The organism is Syntrophomonas curvata (genome assembly GCF_052976825.1).
On sequence record NZ_CM129641.1, the window covers coordinates 1,934,360 to 1,956,042 of the forward strand.

The 21,683-nt window shown below is 51.5% G+C and carries 13 protein-coding genes and 1 riboswitch; of the genes, 1 reads left to right on the forward strand and 12 read right to left on the reverse strand.

All coding sequences use genetic code 11. The features are described 5' to 3' along the window. The first annotated feature begins 188 nt into the window (after positions 1 to 188). On the forward strand, positions 189 to 1,559 hold the full coding sequence (locus ACU70B_RS08630) for an MATE family efflux transporter (protein WP_447183162.1): 1,371 nt from the start codon (positions 189 to 191) through the stop codon (positions 1,557 to 1,559). An 11-nt stretch (positions 1,560 to 1,570) separates the two neighbouring features. Here the strand turns inward: ACU70B_RS08630 and ACU70B_RS08635 are convergent, their stop codons facing one another. From ACU70B_RS08635 to ACU70B_RS08690, 12 genes are all read right to left on the reverse strand, one after another. Further along, the gene (locus ACU70B_RS08635) at positions 1,571 to 3,592 is read right to left on the reverse strand and encodes a sigma-54-dependent Fis family transcriptional regulator (protein ID WP_447183163.1); all 2,022 of its coding nucleotides are present in this window, start codon (positions 3,590 to 3,592) and stop codon (positions 1,571 to 1,573) included. 63 nt (positions 3,593 to 3,655) lie between these two features. Beyond that, positions 3,656 to 7,093, reverse strand: coding sequence for an FAD-dependent oxidoreductase (locus ACU70B_RS08640; protein ID WP_447183164.1), 3,438 nt, complete (start codon positions 7,091 to 7,093; stop codon positions 3,656 to 3,658). A gap of 21 nt (positions 7,094 to 7,114) precedes the next feature. After that, entirely contained in the window at positions 7,115 to 8,878 is a 1,764-nt protein-coding gene (locus tag ACU70B_RS08645; protein ID WP_447185737.1) for an NADH-ubiquinone oxidoreductase-F iron-sulfur binding region domain-containing protein, read from the reverse strand. Continuing rightward, positions 8,878 to 9,423 carry an NADH-quinone oxidoreductase subunit NuoE gene (nuoE, locus tag ACU70B_RS08650; protein ID WP_447183165.1) on the reverse strand — a complete coding sequence of 182 codons (546 nt, stop codon included), beginning with the start codon at positions 9,421 to 9,423 and terminating at the stop codon, positions 8,878 to 8,880. The genes ACU70B_RS08645 and nuoE (ACU70B_RS08650) overlap by 1 nt, the downstream gene beginning before the upstream one ends. Before the next feature lie 49 nt (positions 9,424 to 9,472). Further along, the gene (locus ACU70B_RS08655) at positions 9,473 to 10,303 is read right to left on the reverse strand and encodes an NAD(+)/NADH kinase (RefSeq protein WP_447183166.1); all 831 of its coding nucleotides are present in this window, start codon (positions 10,301 to 10,303) and stop codon (positions 9,473 to 9,475) included. A 98-nt stretch (positions 10,304 to 10,401) separates the two neighbouring features. After that, positions 10,402 to 11,877, reverse strand: coding sequence for an aldehyde dehydrogenase family protein (locus tag ACU70B_RS08660; RefSeq protein WP_447183167.1), 1,476 nt, complete (start codon positions 11,875 to 11,877; stop codon positions 10,402 to 10,404). A gap of 252 nt (positions 11,878 to 12,129) precedes the next feature. Continuing rightward, positions 12,130 to 12,248, reverse strand: a riboswitch (molybdenum cofactor riboswitch). A 260-nt stretch (positions 12,249 to 12,508) separates the two neighbouring features. Continuing rightward, positions 12,509 to 13,273, reverse strand: a complete 765-nt coding sequence (locus tag ACU70B_RS08665; RefSeq protein ID WP_447183168.1) for a TIGR00266 family protein — start codon at positions 13,271 to 13,273, stop codon at positions 12,509 to 12,511. An 85-nt stretch (positions 13,274 to 13,358) separates the two neighbouring features. Continuing rightward, positions 13,359 to 16,844, reverse strand: coding sequence for an FAD-dependent oxidoreductase (locus tag ACU70B_RS08670; RefSeq protein ID WP_447183169.1), 3,486 nt, complete (start codon positions 16,842 to 16,844; stop codon positions 13,359 to 13,361). Continuing rightward, positions 16,841 to 18,598, reverse strand: a complete 1,758-nt coding sequence (locus tag ACU70B_RS08675) for an NADH-ubiquinone oxidoreductase-F iron-sulfur binding region domain-containing protein (RefSeq protein WP_447183170.1) — start codon at positions 18,596 to 18,598, stop codon at positions 16,841 to 16,843. Before ACU70B_RS08675 ends, ACU70B_RS08670 begins: the two co-directional genes overlap by 4 nt. Further along, entirely contained in the window at positions 18,595 to 19,137 is a 543-nt protein-coding gene (nuoE, locus tag ACU70B_RS08680) for an NADH-quinone oxidoreductase subunit NuoE (RefSeq protein ID WP_447183171.1), read from the reverse strand. Before nuoE (ACU70B_RS08680) ends, ACU70B_RS08675 begins: the two co-directional genes overlap by 4 nt. Positions 19,138 to 19,367: 230 nt before the next feature. Beyond that, positions 19,368 to 20,480, reverse strand: a complete 1,113-nt coding sequence (locus ACU70B_RS08685) for a tetraprenyl-beta-curcumene synthase family protein (protein ID WP_447183172.1) — start codon at positions 20,478 to 20,480, stop codon at positions 19,368 to 19,370. A 63-nt stretch (positions 20,481 to 20,543) separates the two neighbouring features. Beyond that, entirely contained in the window at positions 20,544 to 21,656 is a 1,113-nt protein-coding gene (locus ACU70B_RS08690) for a polyprenyl synthetase family protein (RefSeq protein WP_447183173.1), read from the reverse strand. Between the last annotated feature and the right edge of the window lie 27 nt (positions 21,657 to 21,683).

Sequence of the window (21,683 nt, forward strand, 5' to 3'; positions counted from 1 at the left end):
TATCTCTCTTCGTTATTTTTCCATATAATCCTGCTTTTAACTTGGTAAATGCCAGTGGCATTAAAGTGCTTGGCTAAATACGTTAATCCGGATTTTACGATAAAAAAACCATGTACTCCACTTCCTTCCCCTCCTCACCAAAATAGGCTAAAATATAGGGATAATTGTTGATTTATAGGAGTACTATTATGCTGATTCTGAAAGACCGCATGCTGCGGATCCGGATCTTTAAAACCGCCGGGCCGGCTATGATTGAGATGATCATGTATATGGTGATCGGGCTGGTGGATATTGCCGTGGTGGGCCGGCTGGGGGCTGCGCCGCTGGCGGCGGTGGGGCTGGGAGCGGAGATTTTCTTTTCCATCATATTGTTCCTGGAGGCGCTGGCGATCGGGTCGGCTATCCTGGTGGCTCAGGCGAAGGGCGCCGGGAGAATGGAAGATGCCAGTGAAGTGGCGGGGCATACTTTTTTATTGTCGATTGTTATGGGGATTGTTGTGGCCTTCATGGGTTTAAGGTACGCTCCTGCCATGTTGGGGCTTTTTTCTGTGGAAGCCGATGTCTATCGCCAGGCTCTTGATTACCTTGTGATCGTCTTTACCATATCCCCCCTGGCTCTGGGGCTGTATATGGCTCATTCGATTTTCCGGGGGCTGGGGCGGACTGATATTCCTATGATCATTGCCCTGGTGGTAAATGTGGTCAATGTGGCGGGAGACTTTGCACTGGTCTATGGCCTGTGGGGGTTCCCCCGCATGGAGATAGCCGGTGCCGCTGTAGCTACATCCCTGGCTCACGGGGTAGGGTTTATCCTGGCAATGTTTTTTCTTTTTCGGGGAAATAGCGGTTTACGGGTCAATCTGGCTTCGGTCTTTAAGGTGAATTTTGCCACCTACCGCGGTATCCTTCACCTCGGCATACCCAGCCTGGCCGAGCAGTTTTTTTATACTACTGCTAATCTGGTGTCAATGTTTTTGATTGTCTATGTCGGTACCCTGGCTTTCGCCTCGCACGAGTTGGCTATAACGGTGGAGTCGATTTCATTTATGCCGGGATTTGGTATTGCCGTGGCAGCTACGGCACTGGTAGGGCAGGCGGTGGGAGCCCGGGATAAAGTGGCTTTGCAGAAGGCGGCCCGGGGCAGTGTGGAGTTTGCACTTATCTTCATGGGGGTTTTCGCCCTGGCCTTTGCCCTGCTGCCTTACCAGATAGCTATGCTTTTCACCAATGACCAGGATATCATTGCTATAGCAGGTTCACTTATTCGCATCGCGGCTGTCGAGCAGGCGGGAATAGCGCTGGCTTCAGTAATTGGAGGTATTTTGAAGGGAGCAGGCAATACCCGCACCCCTATGGTAATAAGTACGGTGTTCACCTGGCTCTATCGCTTGCCGGTAATGTACCTTTTTATTCGTATCTGGCACGTGCCCATAACTTACGTGTGGATGCTTTTTGTGAGCGATTGGCTGCTGCGGGGGTTGTCCTTTGTTGTGGTCTACCGCCGGAAGAAATGGCTGGGGAGAGCACTTTCCGATAATATGGCTGACCCCGAGCTCTAGGGGAAAAGATTTTAGCGCATGATGTTATACTGACGCATTTTCCGATACAGGGTATTGCGTGATATACCGATTTTACGAGCTACTTCGCTGACGTTTCCACCGCACTCAGCCAGCAGCGCCACGATTTCTTCGGTTTCCTGCTGCGCTTGTAATTCTTTTATGCGTTTTCGTTCTTTTTCCAGGGTCGGTCCCGGAGTATGCTTGGGTACCGGGTTGGCATAACCCGGCTGTGGCCTTACTTCCATAGGCAGATATTCCAGGGTCAGTTTTTCGCCGCCGGAAATATTCAGCATCCGCTCGACCACGTTTTGTAATTCACGAACATTACCCGGCCAGTTGTAGTTTTGCAGACAACGAATTACCTGCTGGTCAACATCGGGTGCCGGGACGCCCATACGTTTGCTGTAGGAGTGCAGGAAATGGTTGAGTAGGAGGAGGATGTCCCCCCGCCGGTTTTTCAAGGGCGGTAAGATTATAGATATAACGTTCAGGCGGTAATAAAGATCCTGCCGGAAGTGGCCTTTTTTGACTTCTTCAAACAGGTTTTTATTGGTGGCGCAGATAATACGTACATCCACCTGTATTACCCGCTCTCCTCCAATGCGCATTATTTTACGCTCCTGCAGCACTCTTAGCAGAGCCACCTGTTTGGCCAGGGGGAGGTCGGCAATTTCATCAAGAAACAATGTTCCCCCGGAGGCCATTTCAAATTTTCCCGGGCGTCCTCCTTTTTTGGCCCCGGTGAAGGCGCCTTCAACATAGCCAAACAGTTCGCTATCCAGAAGTTCTCTGGGTATAGCGCCGCAGTTGATGGCGACAAAGGGATAATTAGCCCGGGAACTGCGGTTGTGAATGGCCTGGGCAAATAGTTCTTTGCCGGTCCCGCTGTCACCCTGCAGTAATACGTTGCTGTTGGAGACGGCAGCCCGGGTTCCAAGGCGTATGGCTTCCATCAATTCCTTGCTGTCTCCGATTATATCTTCGAATTGGAAGGTTGCTTGCGCCCCGCTGAAACGGTTGACTAAATTATGGACATTCTTTATCGTATCTATAAATATGGAAGCGCCGGTTATATGCCCCTGCTCATCCCGTAATACTTCTCCGGTAACTAAACAGGGCAAGGTAATGCCGTTACGGATGGTTAATTCCACGTCTTTAAATCCTTTTCCACTCACCAGCATGTCACGTATTATCAAGGTGTTTTCAAATAGGTTTTCTATGGTTTTGCCGCATAAATCCAAGCTCCGGTCCAATATGCGTTCCAGGGCGGGATTGGTTTGGGTTATTTCGCCAAAGATATCAATGATTACAACCCCGTCGCTCACGTTGTTTATAATGTTGTTCATGCGATTGTTGAGCAGGGTCAGTTCCCGGTTTTGGCGATGCACTTGTATCTGGTGCTCGATAGCTTCGGCTGCTGCCACCACCATGCCCAGGGTATGCAGATGGGTCTTTTCTACCGGTCCGGACATTTCCAGGATACCAATCATTTCATTATTCTCATTGAAGATGGGGCTGCCGGAGCAAGTCCATTTATGGTGTTTTCGGCAGTAGTGTTCAGCACCGGAGACCTGAAAGGGTTTTCTCAGCACCAGGGAAGTGCCCACTCCGTTATTGCCTATCTCTTCCTCGGTCCAGAGCGCACCGATATTAAAATTGAGCTCGTCGGTATTACCGTTTACATCCCGGTCTCCTACCGTGTCCATAATATATCCGTGCTCATCGCAAAGTAAAACTATGAAACCGGAGCCAGCCACAAATTTATACAGGTTGTTCATGAATGGACGCGCCAAATCTATTAGTTCATGGTGGCTTTCCAGCACTTCCCGCAATTTGCTCTTTTCCAGGACAAATTCACTACGCCCGGCGTAAGGATTTACCCTGAAGGCAGCGCATCTTTTCCAGGCTTTGGCTATGTCGGGGTTGATACCGCCGGTCTCCCCGCTTTCAATAAACTTTTTCCATGACTGATATAAATCCGATTCTGCTGCATTGGGGGACACCGTACCACCTCCATATAATCCATAGTTCATTTCTGATTATACCCGCCGCCGGCGATGATGAAAAGCCGGAGGCAGGATATAATTTACCGGGTTCTATTCTAAAACGGGTTTAAAGAACTCGCTGCCGGCTGGCAGGGAAAGCCTTACCCGCCCCAGGTCAAGTCCCTGTTTGCGGTTCTGTATGGCAGTGTGAACTGTTTCTTGCATATGGGTATTGAGATCTACCTGCATAGCCTGGGCCAGGCTTAATATTATATCTTCATTGTTTAAGCCTGATAACGGGTCGATGACTTTCGCTAGTTTTTTGATTTTATGGTCGGCACTGATATAGGCTCCATTCACTTCCGCCGGGGTGGACCCGGGGAATACTACATCGGCCAGTTGAGCCGTTTTAGTCATATAAGGACTGGTCACAACCAATAGTTCCAGTTGCTTCAGTTCGTCATAAGTAATGGCACCCGTGCCTGCCGGATCTTCGCCAAAGATAAACAGGCCTTTGAACTCGCCCTGCTGCCAGGCTTCTTTCTGCTTATAACCAGAGGCAGTTATTCCTGCCTCCCATAATCCCAGGTGGTTTGCCCCCGGTGTTACCATAATAACACCATTACGAGGCGACCCAATCTTACCCGCAATCAGGGCCAGGTCAGCCAATAATTGGGCACCGGCCTCGGTTACCTCGCTGCCATCTAGCATAATCATGGCTTTTGGGGCCGAAATGAACAGCTCAGCAATTCTTCCGGCTTCTTCTCCCGGTTGACTTGATGCTAAATCCTGCTTTAAGTCGTCATAGCCCGCAATCAGCTCCTGGTTGGAGTTTTCGGCGATCAGGCCATGGTTGACGGCTGCTGCCAGTATTTCTTTTAAGACAGCCGTACCGCTTCCCGGGTTAACTGTAAGTTCAGCCAGGTTGCCATACAGGGTATCCCGGGAGCTTATGGCTATCAGCCGGGCTCCGGCCTGTACGGCCTGACGGATTTTTACCGCTGCTATGGGACTGTTATTAAATGAACCGACAGCCAGGATTAGTGATGTGGAAGCCATCTCCTCAAAACCGGCGGCTGGGATTTGGCCTCCCATTACCTTTGCCAGACCGCGGGTGGAATAAGGGGCAAAGCTGCCCAGGTTTCTGCTGTCCAGGGCCAGTTTAGCGAAGCCTGCCGCGGCAGCGGCTTCTTCCAAGGTATAAGTCGGAGATACCGATACCGCCAGTGATGAACCGGAATGCCTGGTTTTTATGCTCTGGGCCGTTTTGGCCGCCATCTTTATAGCGTCCTCGAAGCTTACTTCTACCAATGTGCCGTTGCGGCGCACCATCGGTTTGTCGATGCGGTCTTTACTGAAGGCTTCAAAGCCGAAACGGCCCTGGCGGCAGAGCAAACCGTCGTTTTTAGGTACGTTTCTCACTATGAGACTGCCTTTGCTGTTAATTACCGGTTCACAACCGGTACTGCAGAAGGAGCAGACGCTTTCGGTTTCTTTTAATTCCATGGGTAAATTCTTGGTTATGGGGTAGTGTTCCATCAGGGCTCCGGTGGGACATACGCTTACACACTGCCCGCAACTGATGCAGGGGGTCTGGTCAAGGGGCAGGGTGAACTCCGGAGCAACCATGCTCTCAAAGCCCCGATGAACCAGTCCCAGGGCGGTTACTCCCATGACTTCATCACAGATTCGTGCACATAGTCCGCAGAGTATGCATTTTTCGGAGTTTCTTTCTATATAAGGATGTTTTTCCTGCAGTTTATTCCGGCGTTGTTCGCCTTTTATACGTTGTGGTCTTACGTCGTAGTTGCCGGCATATTTCAGCAAGCGGCATTCAAAGTAGTCTTTGCAGCCGCATTCCAGGCAGCGGTTAGCTTCGGCCGCCACGTCTTCCTCGGCTATTTTAAGGTTTACTTCTCTGAAGTTGCTGCGCCTTACTTCAGGGTCCAGGCGAGGTACCTGCATACGGGTAATTTTTTCATAACAGGCAAAGTCTTCTTCCGTAAGGTTGCTTTGCTCGGCCAGGTATTTTTCTTTTACCTTGATCGGTTCTCCGTTGAGGTAGCGGATGATGGACTGGGCGGCTTTTCCGCCCTGAGCCACGGCATCAATGGCTATTTTCGGGCCGGTTACCCCGTCTCCCCCGGCAAATACTTTGGGGATGTCGGTAGCCAGGGTGTCTTCATCCACGTCAATGGTACCCCATTTGCTCAGTCCCAGTTTTTCCATGCCCCGGGGGTCTACTTTCTGGCCAATGGCGCTTATGATGGTATCTGCTTCAATAGTTTCTTCAGCTCCGGGGATGGGGACCGGGCTTCTTCGGCCGGAGGAGTCAGGTTCGCCTAACTGCATTTTCTGCAGGCGGATGGCTCCGGCTTTGCCGCCTCTATCCAGTATCTCTATCGGTGCTACCAGGAACCTGAATTCTACGCCTTCTTCTTCGGCTTCGATTATCTCTATATCTTCCGCCGGCATTTCGGCTCGGGTCCTGCGATAAAGGACCATTACCTTTTTAGCTCCCAGCCTTACGGCGGTGCGGGCAGCGTCCATGGCGGTGTTGCCGCCGCCGACTACGGCTACGGTGTCCCCTATTTCCACCGTGCCATGCCGGGCTACTTCTCTTAAGAAATCTATGCCTCCCAGTACTCCGGGCAGGTCTTCGCCTTTAGCCCGCATGTCGGAGCTTAACCAGGCACCTATGCCTACGAAGACGGCATCGTTTTTTTGCATTAAATAATCCAGGCTGATGTCGGTACCGATGCGGGTATTGTATTTGAATTTTACTCCCATCTGTTCAATTAGTTCTATTTCTTTGTCCAGTATGGCTTTGGGCAAACGGTATTCGGGGATGCCGTAGCGCAGCATTCCTCCCCCTGCTGGCATAGCGTCATATATTTTTACTTTATGCCCGGCCTGAGCCAGAAAATAGGCGGCGGTCAGCCCGGCCGGACCGGCTCCTACTATGGCTGTTTTTTTGCCGGTGGCCGGTTTTATCTCCGGCATATAAGGATCAGCGCTCTTCAGGTCTATGTCGGCAACCCAGTATTTTAAGGCCGCAATAGCTACCGGGTCTTCTACCAGCTGCCGGCGGCAGGCCGTTTCACAGGGGTGAGGGCATACTCTTCCCAGGCTGGCGGGAAGGGGTAGTTTCTCTTTAATTAGTTTAACTGCTTCCCGATACTGTTTATTGGCTATTAAGCCCACATAGCCCTGGCAGTCGGTATGGGCCGGGCAGGCGTTGATGCAGGGGCCGCGGCAGTCTCCGATATGGTCTGATAGCAGCAGTTCCAAGGTCATCTTGCGGGATGACCGGATGCGTTCGTTATTGGTGCTAATGACCATGCCCGGAACGATTTCGGCAGCGCAGGCCCGTAGGAGTTTAGGGTTGCCTTCGGCTTCTACTACGCACAAACCGCAGCCGCCATATATTTTTACCCGTTCGTCATAGCACAGGGTAGGTATATCAATGTTGTTTGCCCGGGCTACATCCAGTATGGTTTGCCCTTTAAAACCCTTTATCTCTTTTCCGTCAATGTTTATGTTTATCATTTTTTTCTCCCTCCTCCCCACCTATTCAACTGTTACCGCATTGAATTTAGTTGGGCATACTTCCATGCAGTTGCCGCATTTTATGCACTGCTCCTGGTCAATGACATAGGGTTTTTTCTTTTCGCCCTTGATGCAGCTGACCGGGCATTTTTTGGCGCACAGGCTGCAGCTTTTGCATTTTTCGGGGTCGATACGGTAAGTTATGAGGGCTTTGCATTGTTTGGCCGGGCATTTCTTATCATTAATATGGGCTTCATATTCCTCCCGGAAGTAGCGTATGGTGGTAAGCACCGGGTTGGGGGCGCTTTGGCCCAGGCCGCAGAGAGAGCCTTCCCCTACTTTCAAGGCGATTTCCTGTAAGAGCTCAATATCTCCCGGCTGTCCCTCACCGTTACAGATGCGTTCCAGTATTTCCAGCATGCGCTTGGTACCGATTCTGCACTGTACGCATTTGCCGCAGGATTCCTTCTGGGTGAAGTCCAAAAAGAACCGGGCCACATCCACCATACAGGTGGTTTCATCCATTACCACCATGCCGCCCGAACCCATTATGGCTCCGGTGCGGGTGATGGATTCATATTCTACCGGGGTATCAAGTAAAGCCGCCGGTATGCAGCCCCCGGAGGGTCCCCCGAGTTGTACGGCTTTAAAGCTGCGGTCTTCTTTGATGCCGCCGCCGATTTTATATATTACGTCTCTCAGGCTTAGTCCCATGGGTACTTCGACCAGGCCGCCTCTTTTGATTTTTCCCGCCAGGGCAAATACTTTGGTCCCTTTGCTTGCTTCACTTCCCATGGCGGCAAAGGCTTTACCCCCTTCGGCTATTATCCAGGGTACATTGGCGAAGGTCTCAACGTTGTTGATATTGGTAGGTTTTCCCCAGTAGCCGGACTGGGCCGGGAACGGGGGTTTTAACCGGGGCATTCCCCGCTCACCCTCCAGTGAGGCGATAAGAGCGGTTTCTTCACCGCAAACAAATGCTCCGGCACCCTGTTTTATCCTGATGTCGAAGGAGAATTCGCTGCCCAGTATTTTGGTACCCAGCAATCCTTTATTTTGGGCCTGTTCAATCGCGGTTTCCAATCTCCGGATAGCCAGGGGGTATTCAGCCCGGCAGTAGATTATGCCTTCGGCTGCGCCGATGGCGTACCCGGCTATGGTCATCCCTTCCAGAACTGAATGCGGGTCGCTCTCCAGTACGCTGCGGTCCATAAAGGCTCCGGGGTCGCCTTCGTCGGCATTGCAGACTATATATTTGATTTTCCCGGGGTTGTTGCGGGCAGCGTTCCATTTGAACCAGGTGGGAAATCCTGCCCCTCCCCGGCCTCTTAAACCTGATGTTTTTATTTCTGCTGTTATTTCTTCGGGGCTCATTGCGGTTATGGCTTTATTCAGAGCTTTATAGCCTCCCCGTTCCATGTAGTGCTCGATTTGTTCCGGGTCGATGAGGCCGCAGTTTCTCAAGGCTACTCTGACCTGTTCAGACAGGAAGTCATTGGGTTTTTCCCGGCTGCTAACCAGGTATTTTTCTACCGGTGTTCCTCCCTGAACATGCTGTGTTATTATTTCTTTGATGTTTTTCTCATCGACTTTGCCATAGGTAAATATTTGTCCCTGGTCATCGATTATGTCAACCAGCGGTTCGTTATGGCACATACCTATACAGCCGGTCTGCTGTATATCTGCCGATAAGTTATGGCGGGCAAGCTCCGCTTTAAGGCTCTCCAATGTTTTCAGGGCTCCTGCGGCTATACCGCAACTGCCTAAACCTACGCGTATTTTCATCATTGCTCGCCTCCCTGGTCAACCTGTTTCTCACCGGCATACAGGTCTTTTATTATGCTTAAAGCTTTATCCGGGGTTAACGGGCCGTAGGCCTGCCCGTTTATCATCATTACCGGAGCAAGGCTGCAGCACCCTAAACAAGCTACATTGGTAAGGGTAAATAATCCGTCCGGGGTGGTTTCCCCCGGCTTTATTTTAAGTTCCCGGCACAGGGCGGCTTCTATCCTCTCCGACCCGTTTACATGGCAGGCGGTGCCCTGGCACAAGAGGATTACATATTTTCCTACCGGGGTTAAACGAAACTGGGTGTAGAAGGTAGCTACACCGTACACCCGGGCCGGTTTCAGGTTCATTTCCCGGGCTATATGGCGTAGTACGGTAAGCGGCAGGTACCCGTAGATGTCCTGCGCTTTTTGCAGGACGGTAACCAGACTGCCGGCCTGGTCACGGTATGTACCCAGCACGTCAGCTGATTTGCTCAAATCAACCGAATCATCGGTTATTGTATCCTGGAGCCGGTTTTTGTCGTGACAATTGCATAGCATATTTATGCTAACCCTCCCCTTTCCTCTTCAGTTGCGGGATAAGACCTGTTTATATAATCGATAGCGAAGGCAGGCTATCTACATTTTCAAGGTTACTACCAGTATCCTTGCTTATCGGCTGCAGGTCAATGTGAATAATATGTGCTGCTTCAGAAGCCTGGCATATTCTGACTCTGTCTCCTCTATCCAGGGTTGTTTTCACTTCCCCGTCGACGGCCAGGCAGGCGGGATGAGGGCTGATAATTTTGCAATTAATCTGCGCGTCTGCATTTACCACCACGGGAGGCAATAATTTTAACTGGGTACATATCGGGGTTATCAGCAGCGCAGGGAGGCTTGCATCTACTACCGGCCCCCCGGCTGATAGTGAATAGGCAGTAGATCCGGTTGGAGTAGCACATATTATTCCATCCCCCCGCAGGTGTTTCGCAGGGCTGTTGTTAATCCGTAATTCTATTTCCATCACCTGGGGGCTGATCACCTTGATTACCATGTCATTCAGCGCCGGTTCCATTAAGCGGACGTCCTTGCCTTTTTGAACGCTGACCGCAAGCATAGTTCTTGCTTCTACCTGGTATCGGCCTTTAATTAATAATTCAAGAGCCGGCCATAACTGTTCCGGTTCTATACTGCTCAAAAAGCCTACCCGGCCGAAATTTACCCCCAGAATGGGAATTTCCTTCCCGGCCAGCCAATGGGCGACTCTCAGTATGGTTCCATCTCCGCCCAGCACGATAGCCAAATCGGCATGCTTGATAGCTGCAGAAAGGGGTTTCTCTATGAGTTCCGATTTCACCCCATAGATCGCCAGACGCCGGTTCAACTCAACCGCCATGGCACGGGCTCGCATGTCGTCTTTACTTGCAATTATAACCTTCATTATATACAGCCCCTTAATTTTCCGCGTTGCCTGATTCAACCCGTTCAGGGGATTTATCCCGGCTGACTTAAGAAAAGCCAGCCGGGATGACCGGTTTTTTAGTACAGGCCTAGTTTAGCTTCACTGAGGCTTATGAAGATGTTCTTTTTCTGGCTGTAGTGTTCCAGCATCATCTTATGGGTTTCGCGGCCAATTCCGGATTTTTTGTATCCGCCAAAGGGAGCATGGGCCGGCAGGTTATTGTAGTTGTTTACCCACATACGGCCGGTTTGTACTGCTCGGGCTACCCGCAGGGCCCGGTTGATGTCTTTGGTCCAAACTGCACCGCCTAATCCATATTCGCTGTCATTGGCCATCTTGATGACTTCGTCTTCGTCTTTGAACTTGATTACGCATACTACCGGCCCGAATATTTCTTCCTGGGCCACTCTCATGTCGTTGGTAACGTCGGCCAGGATGGTAGGCATCATGAAGCAGCCTTTGTCCAGGCCATTGTCGTTTAATTTCTTTCCGCCGTAGGCCAGGCGGGCACCTTCTTTTTTACCGATTTCAACATAGTTAAGTATCTTTTGCAACTGGTCTTCGTTAACCTGACATCCCATCATGCTATCCTGTTCCCAGGGAAGGCCGACCTTGACTTTACTGAACAGTGAAATCATATCGGCAAGGAAGCGGTCGTAAATGTCTTCATGGACAAATACCCGGGAGCCGGCACAGCAAACCTGGCCCTGGTTAAAGAGGATGCCCATGGCTACGCCTTCAATGCCCTTGTCCCACGGGCAGTCGGGGAAATAGATGTTAGCTGATTTGCCGCCCAGTTCCAGGGTAGCCGGAATAAGCTTTTTGGCAGCCGCATCGGCAATTTGATAACCTACTTCGGTAGAGCCGGTAAAAGCCAGCTTGGTAAAGCCCTGATGCTCCAGCATATAATTGCCGGTGGTGGAGCCTCTACCGGTTACTACATTTACCACACCCGGAGGCAGGACTTGTTCCAGCAGTTTGGCAAATTCGAGGATGCTGAGGGAAGTGGTTGAGGACGGCTTGATTACTACACAGTCGCCTGCCGCCAGAGCCGGAGCTATTTTCCAGGCAGCCATCAGGAAGGGGAAGTTCCAGGGGATGATTTGTCCCACCACACCGATAGGTTCGCGCAGAATGATGCTCATATGGTCCTTGTCAATCATAACCGCTTCGCCCTCTTCGGTTCTGATGGCGCCGGCAAAGTAACGGAAGTGGTCAGATGCCAGAGGTACGTCTATGTTCAAGGTCTCCCGGATGGGTTTGCCATTATCCATGGTCTCTACCATAGCCAGTTTTTCTTTGTTCTCATCTATCAGGTCGGCAATTTTTAACAGGATTGTAGATTTTTCTTGCGGGCTGACATCCTTCCAGCCGGCAAATGCTTTCCAGGCCGCGTTTACCGCCATATCCACATCTTCCTTGCCGGCGTCTACGCAGGTGGCCAAGAATTCGCCATTGGCAGGGCAATAAGCCTTAAAGGTCTTACCTTCCGAACCGTCAATCCATTTTCCATCGATGAATAGTTTGTAGCTGTCATCCCATACTTTTTTCATCAATAATGCACCTCCAAATTCTCTAATCCTCTTTTGCTTTAATACAGATATTTACCCCGGTAATTATCCTGAATCTGATACCACCTCCTTGAGGACTTATTACTGAGGTTATAGGAACTGATTAATGAGGAAATAAAAAATGCTGCACCAGCGGAAAGGCGTAGTCCAGCATTATGAAAGAAGCTAAACCAGCGCAGGGCATAGTTCAGCTCCGGTTGGAAGGCGACTGACTAAAGAGTACAGTTCGCCATTATTGTTATAACTAATTCCCCTTTCCGCAACGGGAGGCTTATTCGTTTCCAAATAAACCTTAACGTCCTGTTATCCATAGCTTTTGCCTTAGGTCAACAGCCTCGGAGATATTTTTTCAAAGAACTTCTGCTACATTTTTGAAGCAATAAACGTGCCAACTTTTGGTTGCAGCACGTCAGAACCGGTACAAAGGTCGACCGGGCATGGAGGGAGTAAATTTTTCTTATAATTGACCGGGCATAAATATATGTAATGGTTTTGTAACCTCTTTGTTCGTCTTTTGTGTAATAGTGACATCATGATTACAACTTGGTTCAAATAAAAAACCCCGGCAACCAAACAGCCGGGGGATAAACAGGTAACGCTCTTCTTGTGATTTCTAATCTCCGCTTAGCAAATCGCCCAGTATGCGGCCTCCTATTCCGCCTACGCCGCGGGATTCGCCGGTATTGCTGATACCACTGGCGGCAATGATGCGGTCCGCCAGACGGGATAAGGGAAGGCTTTCCAGATAGACCAGGCCAGGACCGGTCAGGGTGGCCATAAACAATCCTTCGCCACCGAAGAGAGCGTTTTTGAATCCGCCGATAAACTGAATATCATAGTCGACGCTGGGGGCAAAAGCAGCCAGACAGCCGGTATCCACCCGAAGGACCTCTCCATGGGAAAGGTTCTTCTCGATTAGGGTGCCGCCGGCGTGGATGAAGGTCATGCCATCGCCTTCCAGTCTCTGCAGGATGAAGCCTTCACCTCCGAACAGGCCCGCACCGATACGTTTGGAAAAGGCTATTTCTATTTCCGTACCCCGGGCGGCACAGAGGAACGAGTCCTTTTGACATATAAAGCCGCCCCCCATTTTTTGCAAATCCAGGGGAATAACTTTACCCGGGTAGGGTGCGCCAAAAGCCACTTTTTGTTTGCGGTTGGCGTTATTTAAAAACGTAGTGATAAAAAAGCTCTCGCCGCTTATCATACGCTTAAATCCTCTGAACATTCCGCCCCCGGTTCCGGTTTGCATCTGAATACCCTGCTCCATGTACATCATGGCGCCAGCTTCAGCCCTGACCCCTTCACCGGGGTCCAATTCGATCTCCACGATCTGCATGTCATCCCCGAAGATTTGATAGTCGATTACATCGGCCATAGTGAACCTCCTTTGTTTTCTTAAAATTTTATCACAAGGAGTGGAGATTTTACTCGGAAGATTTTGCTATCGACCCTTGAATTACCTATTTATTCAAACTTGCGTAAAACTCTCTTAGCGCGGGGTCAGGGACGGGAGCCTTGGCGAAAATACTTTTTGGGGCGGGAATTGACAGCAGTGCCTTGGGCCCGCTTAGCTCCAGTGTTTTCTGGGATTTCGTTACCGCCCGGACAATCTCCTTTTGCCGGGAAATATCCGGGATCGTTTTCATGCTGGCTGCCAGGTTCCTTATAATCTCCTGATTGCTGAGCCCTGATCGGAAGCTGACGGCCCGATTCAGGCTTTTAATTTTTCCATCCGCACTTATATAGGTACCCTCATTTTCCACCGGAACAGAGGAAGGAAGTATTATATCAGCCGCCTCCGCGGTTGGATTCATATACGGAGTTGCGACCACCAGCAATTCCAGCCGTTTCAGCTCTTCTTTATCCACTATACCTGCCCCCACCGGGTCTTCATTCAAAATAAAGAGCCCCTTTACAGCCCCCTCTTTCAGGCCAGTTTCGAGTTCAGCAGCGGAACCGGTGACACCCAGGTTCCATAGGCCCAGATGGTTGCTGCCCGGGGTAATCGCGATCATGCCGCTGTGGGGAGAGCCTATCCGGCCGGTAATAAGAGCCAGGTCTGCAAGCAGTTCGACTCCCGCCTCGTTTACCTCACTGCCGTCAACCACTATCATGGCTTTCTTGGCCCGGGCAAAAGCTTCTGCCGCTTCTTGCGCCCGGGTTCCAGGTTCTCTGGTAACCAGGCCCTTTTTGAACCAGTCGTATCCCTCCACAAAACCGGCAATGAAGTCCTCCGCCGCCAAATTATTTTTAACCACCGCGGCCAGAATATCAATTAGCAAATCATATTCTGCAGTCTCCCTGATGATAACTGCGGCCAGGTCATCCACCATGGTTGGTTCCGGGCTTATCACCATCAGCCGGGCTCCTCCTTTAACTGCGGCTCTGATTTTAACCGCGCCCACCTGACTGTGATTTAATGAACCGACTAACAATATCACCCCGGTATCTGCCAATTCGTCCAGGTTGCCGGTAAGAATTCTTCCGTTCAGCATGCGGGCCAATCCCCGTGGGGCGTACGGAGTAGTGCTGCCCAATTTGTCCGTCCCCAAAGCCAGGCGGGCAAAGTCAGCAGCTGCAGCGGCTTCCTCCATAGTGAAGGCTGGAGAAACGTACACTGCCAGGGCTGAAGCTGAATATCCGTATTTTATACGGCCGCTATGGTGAGCGGCCTTCGTTAAGGCTTCAGACCAGGTGGTTTCTGACAACCTTCCGTCTGCTTTTATCATCGGTTTATCAATCCGGTTTCGGGCGAAAGCCGCAAAGGCAAAACGTCCCTGGCGGCAAAGCAGGCCGTCTATCGGAGGTCGCGCCTTGTATATGATATCGCCCCGGCTATAGAATTGCGCTTCACAGCCCATACTGCAGAATGAACAGGTACTGTACGTCTCCTGCATTTGCAAAGGTGGTTTTTTGGGAACCGGGAAAGATTCCATTAAGGCTCCGGTGGGGCAAACAGCTACACACTGGCCGCAGCTTATGCACGAGGTTTCCTGCAGGGGGAGATCGAATTCGGGCCGGATCACGGTTTCAAATCCCCGGTGCACCAGTCCTAGAGCAGTTACCCCCATAAATTCATCACATACCCTTACACAAAGGCCGCATAGTATGCACTTTTCAGCGTTTCGCCCGATAAACGGATGTGTATCCTTAAGCTTGCCCGGGCGCTTCTCACCTTCAATCCGCCGGGGTTCTGCCTCGTAATCGCCAGCGTATTTCAACAGGCGGCATTCAAAATAATCCTGGCAGCCGCATTCCAGGCAGCGTCCGGCTTCAGCCGCAGCTTCCGCCTCCTTGAATCCCAGGTTGACCTCCCGGAAGTTGCGGCGGCGCTCCTCCGGGTCAAGATGCGCCATCGGGGCGCGTGCCGCTCGGGGACAGGCGGCAAAGTCGGCCGGTGTCAATCCCTTCTGCTCCACCGTGTATTTATCCTTAAGCACCTCCAGGCTGCCGCTCAGGTAGCGGTTGATTGACCGGGCGGCCCGGCCTCCCTGGGCAACGGCGTCTATGGCTATCTGAGGGCCGGTAACCCCATCGCCTCCGGCAAATACACCAGGAATATCAGTAGCCAGGGTGTCTTGTTCAACTTCTATGCTCCCCCATCGGCTAAGGGTCAGCCCGGTTAGTCCCTCAGGATTAACCTTTTGGCCGATGGCGCTGATTATGGCGTCTGCTTCTATTATTTCCTCAGCCCCGGGTACCGGTACCGGGCTGCGCCGCCCGGAAGCGTCGGGTTCACCCAGTTCCATCTTCTGCAGGCGTATGGCGGAAGCTTTTCCGTCCCGGGCCAGTATCTCCAGCGGCGCGACCAGGAACCGGAGTTCGATGCCCTCTTCTTCGGCCTCTTTTATTTCAATCTCCTCGGCGGGCATTTCTGCCCGGGTACGCCGGTAGAGAACCATCACCTTTCGGGCCCCCAGCCTTGACGCGGTTCGGGCAGCATCCATAGCGGTGTTGCCGCCGCCGACAACAGCTACCGTTTCCCCGATTTGAACTTCTCCATGAAGGGCAACTTCCCGCAGAAAGTCAATGCCTCCGAGAATGCCGGGCAGGTCTTCACCTTTAGCCCGCATCTCGGAGCTTGACCAGGCCCCAATGCCTAGAAATACTGCATCATTACGTTTGACCAGCTCTTCCAGGCTGATATCAGTTCCTATACGAGTATTGTAAACAAAGTCTACCCCCATCCGCCCAATAAGGTCAATTTCCCGGTCCAGTACAGCTTTGGGCAGACGGTATTCAGGTATGCCGTACCGCAGCATGCCGCCACCCTGGGGCATGGCGTCATATACTTTTATTTGGTGGCCCTCTATAGCCAGATAGTAGGCCGCTGTCAGCCCCGCCGGGCCTGCGCCCACTACGGCGACTTTTTTGCCGGTGGCCGGTTTAATTTCAGGAATAAAGGGATTTTTTCTTTTGAGGTCAATATCGGCGGCAAAATATTTCAGGGCGGCGATGGCAATAGGTTCTTCCACCAGTTGCCGACGGCAGGCGGTTTCACAGGGGTGGGGACACACGCGGCCAATGCTGGCCGGCAGCGGTATTTTCTCCTTAATCAGTTTGAGTGCTTCCTCGTACTGCCGGTTGGCGATCAAGCCTACATATCCCTGGACATCGGTATGTGCCGGGCAGGCTTTGAGACATGGCCCCTGGCAGTCTCCGGTGTGGTCAGACAGAAGAAATTCCAGGGTCATTCGGCGTGAATCCCGTATCCTGGTGGTATCGGTCTTAATTATCATGCCGGAGCTGATCTCAGTGGCACAGGCCCTCAGGAGTCTGGGGCTGCCTTCAATCTCAACCAGACAGAGGCCGCAAGCGCCATAGGTTTTTACCCTTTCATCATAACAAAGGGTAGGTATATGAATGCCATGCGATCTCGCCGCTTCCAGTATTGTCCGGCCTTTTTGGGCCTTTACTTCCCGGCCGTCTATATTTATCCTTATCATGCCGGTTTCACTCCTCCACTTTCCAGTACCACCGCACTGAACCTGGCCGGGCATACCTCCATACAGTTGCCGCACTTTATGCACCTCTCCCGGTCAATTACATAAGGCTGTTTTTTCTCCCCGCTGATACAGTTGACCGGGCATTTTTGGGCGCAGAGGCTGCAGCTCTTGCATTTGTCAGAATCGATGCGATAAACGATAAGGGCTTTACATTGCTTAGCCGGACATTTTTTATCATAAATATGAGCCTCGTATTCATCCCGGAAATATTTTATGGTGGTCAGAACCGGATTAGGGGCGCTCTGCCCCAGACCGCATAATGAACCTTCTTTAACCTGCAGCGCAATATCCTCCAGGAGCTCCAGGTCGCCCGGGCGCCCTCGGCCATTACAAATGCGTTCCAGCACCTCCAGCATGCGTTTGGTGCCAATACGGCACTGTACGCACTTGCCGCAGGTTTCTTTACGGGTGAAATCCAGAAAGAAACGGGCAACGTCCACCATGCAGGTGCTCTCGTCCATTACCACCATGCCGCCTGAACCCATGATAGCTCCGGTGGCGGTTATTGATTCATAATCTACCGGGGTGTCCAGTAAACCGGCAGGGATACATCCCCCCGAGGGCCCCCCCAGCTGCACCGCTTTAAAGGCACGGTTCTCTTTGATACCGCCGCCGATCTTATAAATCACATCTCTTAAACTAAGCCCCATAGGTACTTCAACCAAACCGCCTTTTTTTATTTTGCCGGCCAGGGCAAATACCTTGGTGCCTTTGCTTTTATCACTTCCATAGGCGGCAAAGGCTTTGCCCCCGCGGGCCATAATCCAGGGAATATTGGCCAGGGTCTCGACATTGTTTATATTGCTGGGCTGCCCCCAATAGCCGGATTCGGCCGGAAAGGGGGGTTTCAGGCGGGGCATTCCCCTTTCCCCTTCCAGGGAGGCAATAAGGGCGGTCTCTTCGCCGCAGACAAAAGCCCCGGCGCCCTGTTTAATACTTACATTGAACTCGCCCAGCAACCCTTTTTCCCGGGCCTGGTTTATGGCTATATCCAGACGGTGGATAGCCAGCGGATATTCCGCCCGGCAATAGACGATCCCTTCCGTTGCGCCAATGGCGTAAGCGGCGATAGCCATTCCTTCCAGCACCGAGTGGGGGTCGCTTTCCAGCAGACTGCGGTCCATAAAGGCGCCGGGGTCGCCTTCATCTGCATTGCAAATAACGTATTTGACCTCTCCCGGATTGTTCCTGGCCGCGTCCCATTTGAACCAGGTGGGAAAACCTGCTCCTCCCCGGCCTCTGAGCCCGGATTGTTTTACCTCCTCTATCACCTCTTCCGGGCTCATGCCTTTTGCCTTATCCAGCGCCCGATATCCTCCGCGCTCTACATAGTCGTCAATGTTTTCAGGGTTGATGATTCCACAGTTTCTCAAGGCTACCCTTAACTGCCCGTTTAAAAACCCGTTGGGCTCAGCACTGCTGTGTACCAGCAACTTTGCCACCGGCGTACCGCCTGCGATATGCTCAGCCACTATTTCCTTGACGCTCTCCTGGTTGACGTGACCATAGGTAAATATCTGACCGTCATCCTCAATGATTTCCAGCAAGGGCTCATTGTGGCACATGCCTATACAACCAGTTGCCTGAATGTCTATATTAATACTCCGGGCAGCAAGTTCGGCTTCCAGGCTATCGGTTACATTTAGAGCTCCTGCCGCTATACCACAGCTTCCCAGACCTATACGCAGCTTCATGCCTTTGCGCCCTCCTCTCCGGATTCCTGCTCCCGGGCCCTGATATCTTTTATAACGCTTACGGCCCGGTCAGTGGTCAGGGGGCCATAGGCCTGCCCGTCTATCATCATTACCGGGGCCAGACTGCAGCAGCCCAGACAGGCCACATTGCTCAAGGTAAACAGTCCGTCGGCAGTGGTCTCACCGGGTTTTATCTTAAGTTCCCGGGAAAGCGCGGTCTCTATCCGTTCCGAGCCGTTAACATGGCAGGCGGTCCCTTGGCAAAGCAATATAAGGTGTTTGCCCACCGGGTTAAGGCGAAACTGGGTATAGAAAGTGGCTACTCCATATACCCGGGCTGGTTTAACCTGCAGGTAACAAGCAATTTGGCGTAATGCCGACAAAGGCAGGTAGCCATAGATTTCCTGGGTCTTCTGCAGAACCGTTACCAAACTGCCGGCCTGATTTTTATATTCTTTAAGGACCCGGTCCAGCAGCGTTAAATCTGCCTGTTCGTCTTCAGTATTTTTCTCCAGGTATCCCTGAGAGCAGCATCCCATAAAACACCCCTCCCTTATTTTGCCGCAGCCATTGCAAAGTGAGGTTAAGTATAGATCCCAGTAGCTTCACGGCCTATATTTTACTATTATTTCAATTTTATAGTCTGCGACCGGGCTAGATATATATCATTATAGGGGTTGTAAAGGGAATTTAACAGACTTGACGGTGTATACACAAAGCTGAAGGGAAAATAAGGCGGTTTTTTAAATATCACAGCCGCTCCTGCCCTCTAACTGATCAGGAATGTCCTTCTTACCAGCCGACAGAGGTTGAGGACCTTTCGGGTACCTGCCCCGGCTTCGTTTACCAGCAGGTTGACCTGCTGCTGCAGGCCCTGTTCCTCAACCTTTTTATCGGACAGATACATGGCCAGCAGACCCTGGACTACCGTACCGTCAAAGACGGCTGATGGCAGGAGCGCGGCGGCCGCACAGGACTGGTTTATAAATATCCGGAAACGGTTCAGCATCTCATCCCGGCTGGCGTAGTAGAAGGTGAAGTTGAGGTCGCCTCCCCGGCGGTCCTCCTCCTGGTCAATGTAGTAGTCGAGTAGAATATGCAGCCCGCAAATCCATGGAAAATAAGCCTGCAAAATCTGATCCCTCGATTTCCGGTCAGCAATCCCATTGGCTGCCAGGGCAAAGAGTGCAAAAACCGCCAGGGTCGAACCGCTGGCAGCGGCAAATTCCTGCCATAGCACTCCCGGGTAAGCAGTCAGATTCTGTTCGGCCCATTCCCGCAGCACCTGTTCGCGGCAGTCAAGAGCCAGGTGCTTTTTTACCTGTAAGTCAGCATACCATTGAGCCAGCGTTATCAATTCAGGATACACCGCGGAATATGCGGGAAGCTGTTCTATGCAAAAGCGGCATTCATTTACCAATTTCAAAAGGTATCCGCCATCGCCCCGGTAGGGGTAAAAGGCATAGTAATCACCGCTTTCGCTTCCTGGAGCAAGGGCATCAAATAGAGAACGGTGCAGGCGCTCAAAGGCCTTTTCGTCGGTACTTCCAGCCCGGTCACAGAGGTTATCCAGGTAGTCGCAAATGGTCTGGTAGGCAATTATGAGCCGCAGGGTAGTATCCTTTAGCTGCCCGCAGCTTACCGAATATACGGCTCCCCCCTGGCAATGGAAGGCCTTGTGCTGCAGGCTGGCCAGGGCCTGTTTCCTGAGTTCGGGGTCTTCGCAACGGCAAGCTTCAGTTTCCCAGCGATGCAGCAGTTTTTTTACCCGGGGCAGGGTATGGACGATGTAGTTGAAAAGAATACCCGAAGGTCTGCCGCAATAAGACGGAGGAGTATTTGTGATATTATCCTCCGTTCCAAGCCTGTACGGTATTTCCATTCATTAACCTCCTCTTGGAAGCCGGGAGGCGGCTCCCCCCCTTTACGGCATTAAGAGTGCTTATTATTGCAGGCTGGAAAATAGGCTGTCTTCTGCCGATGCCAGCAGCACGGGTTGGGCCGCAGACATATTAAGCTTTTGATAATATCCATCCAGCAGATAACGGCTGAGACGCTTTATTTCTTCTGTTACTGGATTGAGCGGAAATTCTTCCAGCAGATTCAAGCCCAATTCCAGATAGCGGCGGGATAGATGAACCGACTCCTGCAGGACGCCGGTCGCTTCGAATATTGCCTGCATCTCTTTGAGATTGCGGGGACTGCTGACGCTGTTTTGCAGCAGCGCCCTTAACTTTTCGCCATATCTGCCGTCTTTTAGAGCCAGGATAACCGGCAGGGTAATATTCCCCTGCCTTAAATCACTGGCCACCGGTTTGCCTAGAAGGCTGCTGTCAGATACGAAATCCAGTACGTCGTCGATTATCTGATAAGCATAGCCCAAGTTCAGCCCGAATTGCTCCAGCGTCATGATCTCCTTCTCCGAAGCCTGGCTGAGCATAGCCCCTACCTTGCAACTGGAAGCAAAAAGGCAGGCGGTTTTGCGGTAGGTTTTATCATAGTAATCGTTTTCACTGAGATTAAGGTCGAAAAGCATCCCCATTTGCTTGATTTCACCGGAACACATGATTTTTATGGTATCGGTCAGATTATCCATTATCAGGGGCTGGCGGCACCGGCTGATTAGGTTGAAGGCGGATGCAAAAAGGAAGTCGCCGGTCAATACGCTGACCTGGTTGCCCCAGCGCTGGTTGGCACTGGGCTTGCCCCGGCGCAGCTGGGAATTATCAATAATATCGTCGTGAACCAGTGAAGCCATATGAATAAGTTCAACGGCTGCCGCAATGTCCGTAAGACTTTCGCCATCGTTGGGATATAATGACCCGCTGAGATAAACCATCCGGGGCCGCAGCATTTTACCGCTGTTATCCAGCAGGTAGCTTAAAATCCGGTCAACCTCAGGGCTGCCGCAATATAGGACTTCCTGCAGACGCTCAGTCACCTTCTCGGCGGGAAAAGCTGCCGCACCAGCTAAAGTATCCGCTTTTATGGCAAACACTCCTTTTAAACCCTTAATACCTAATAATTTACCCATACGGATACTATATATACCTGCCATAGCCGATTCATGCTGAGATAGGAAAGG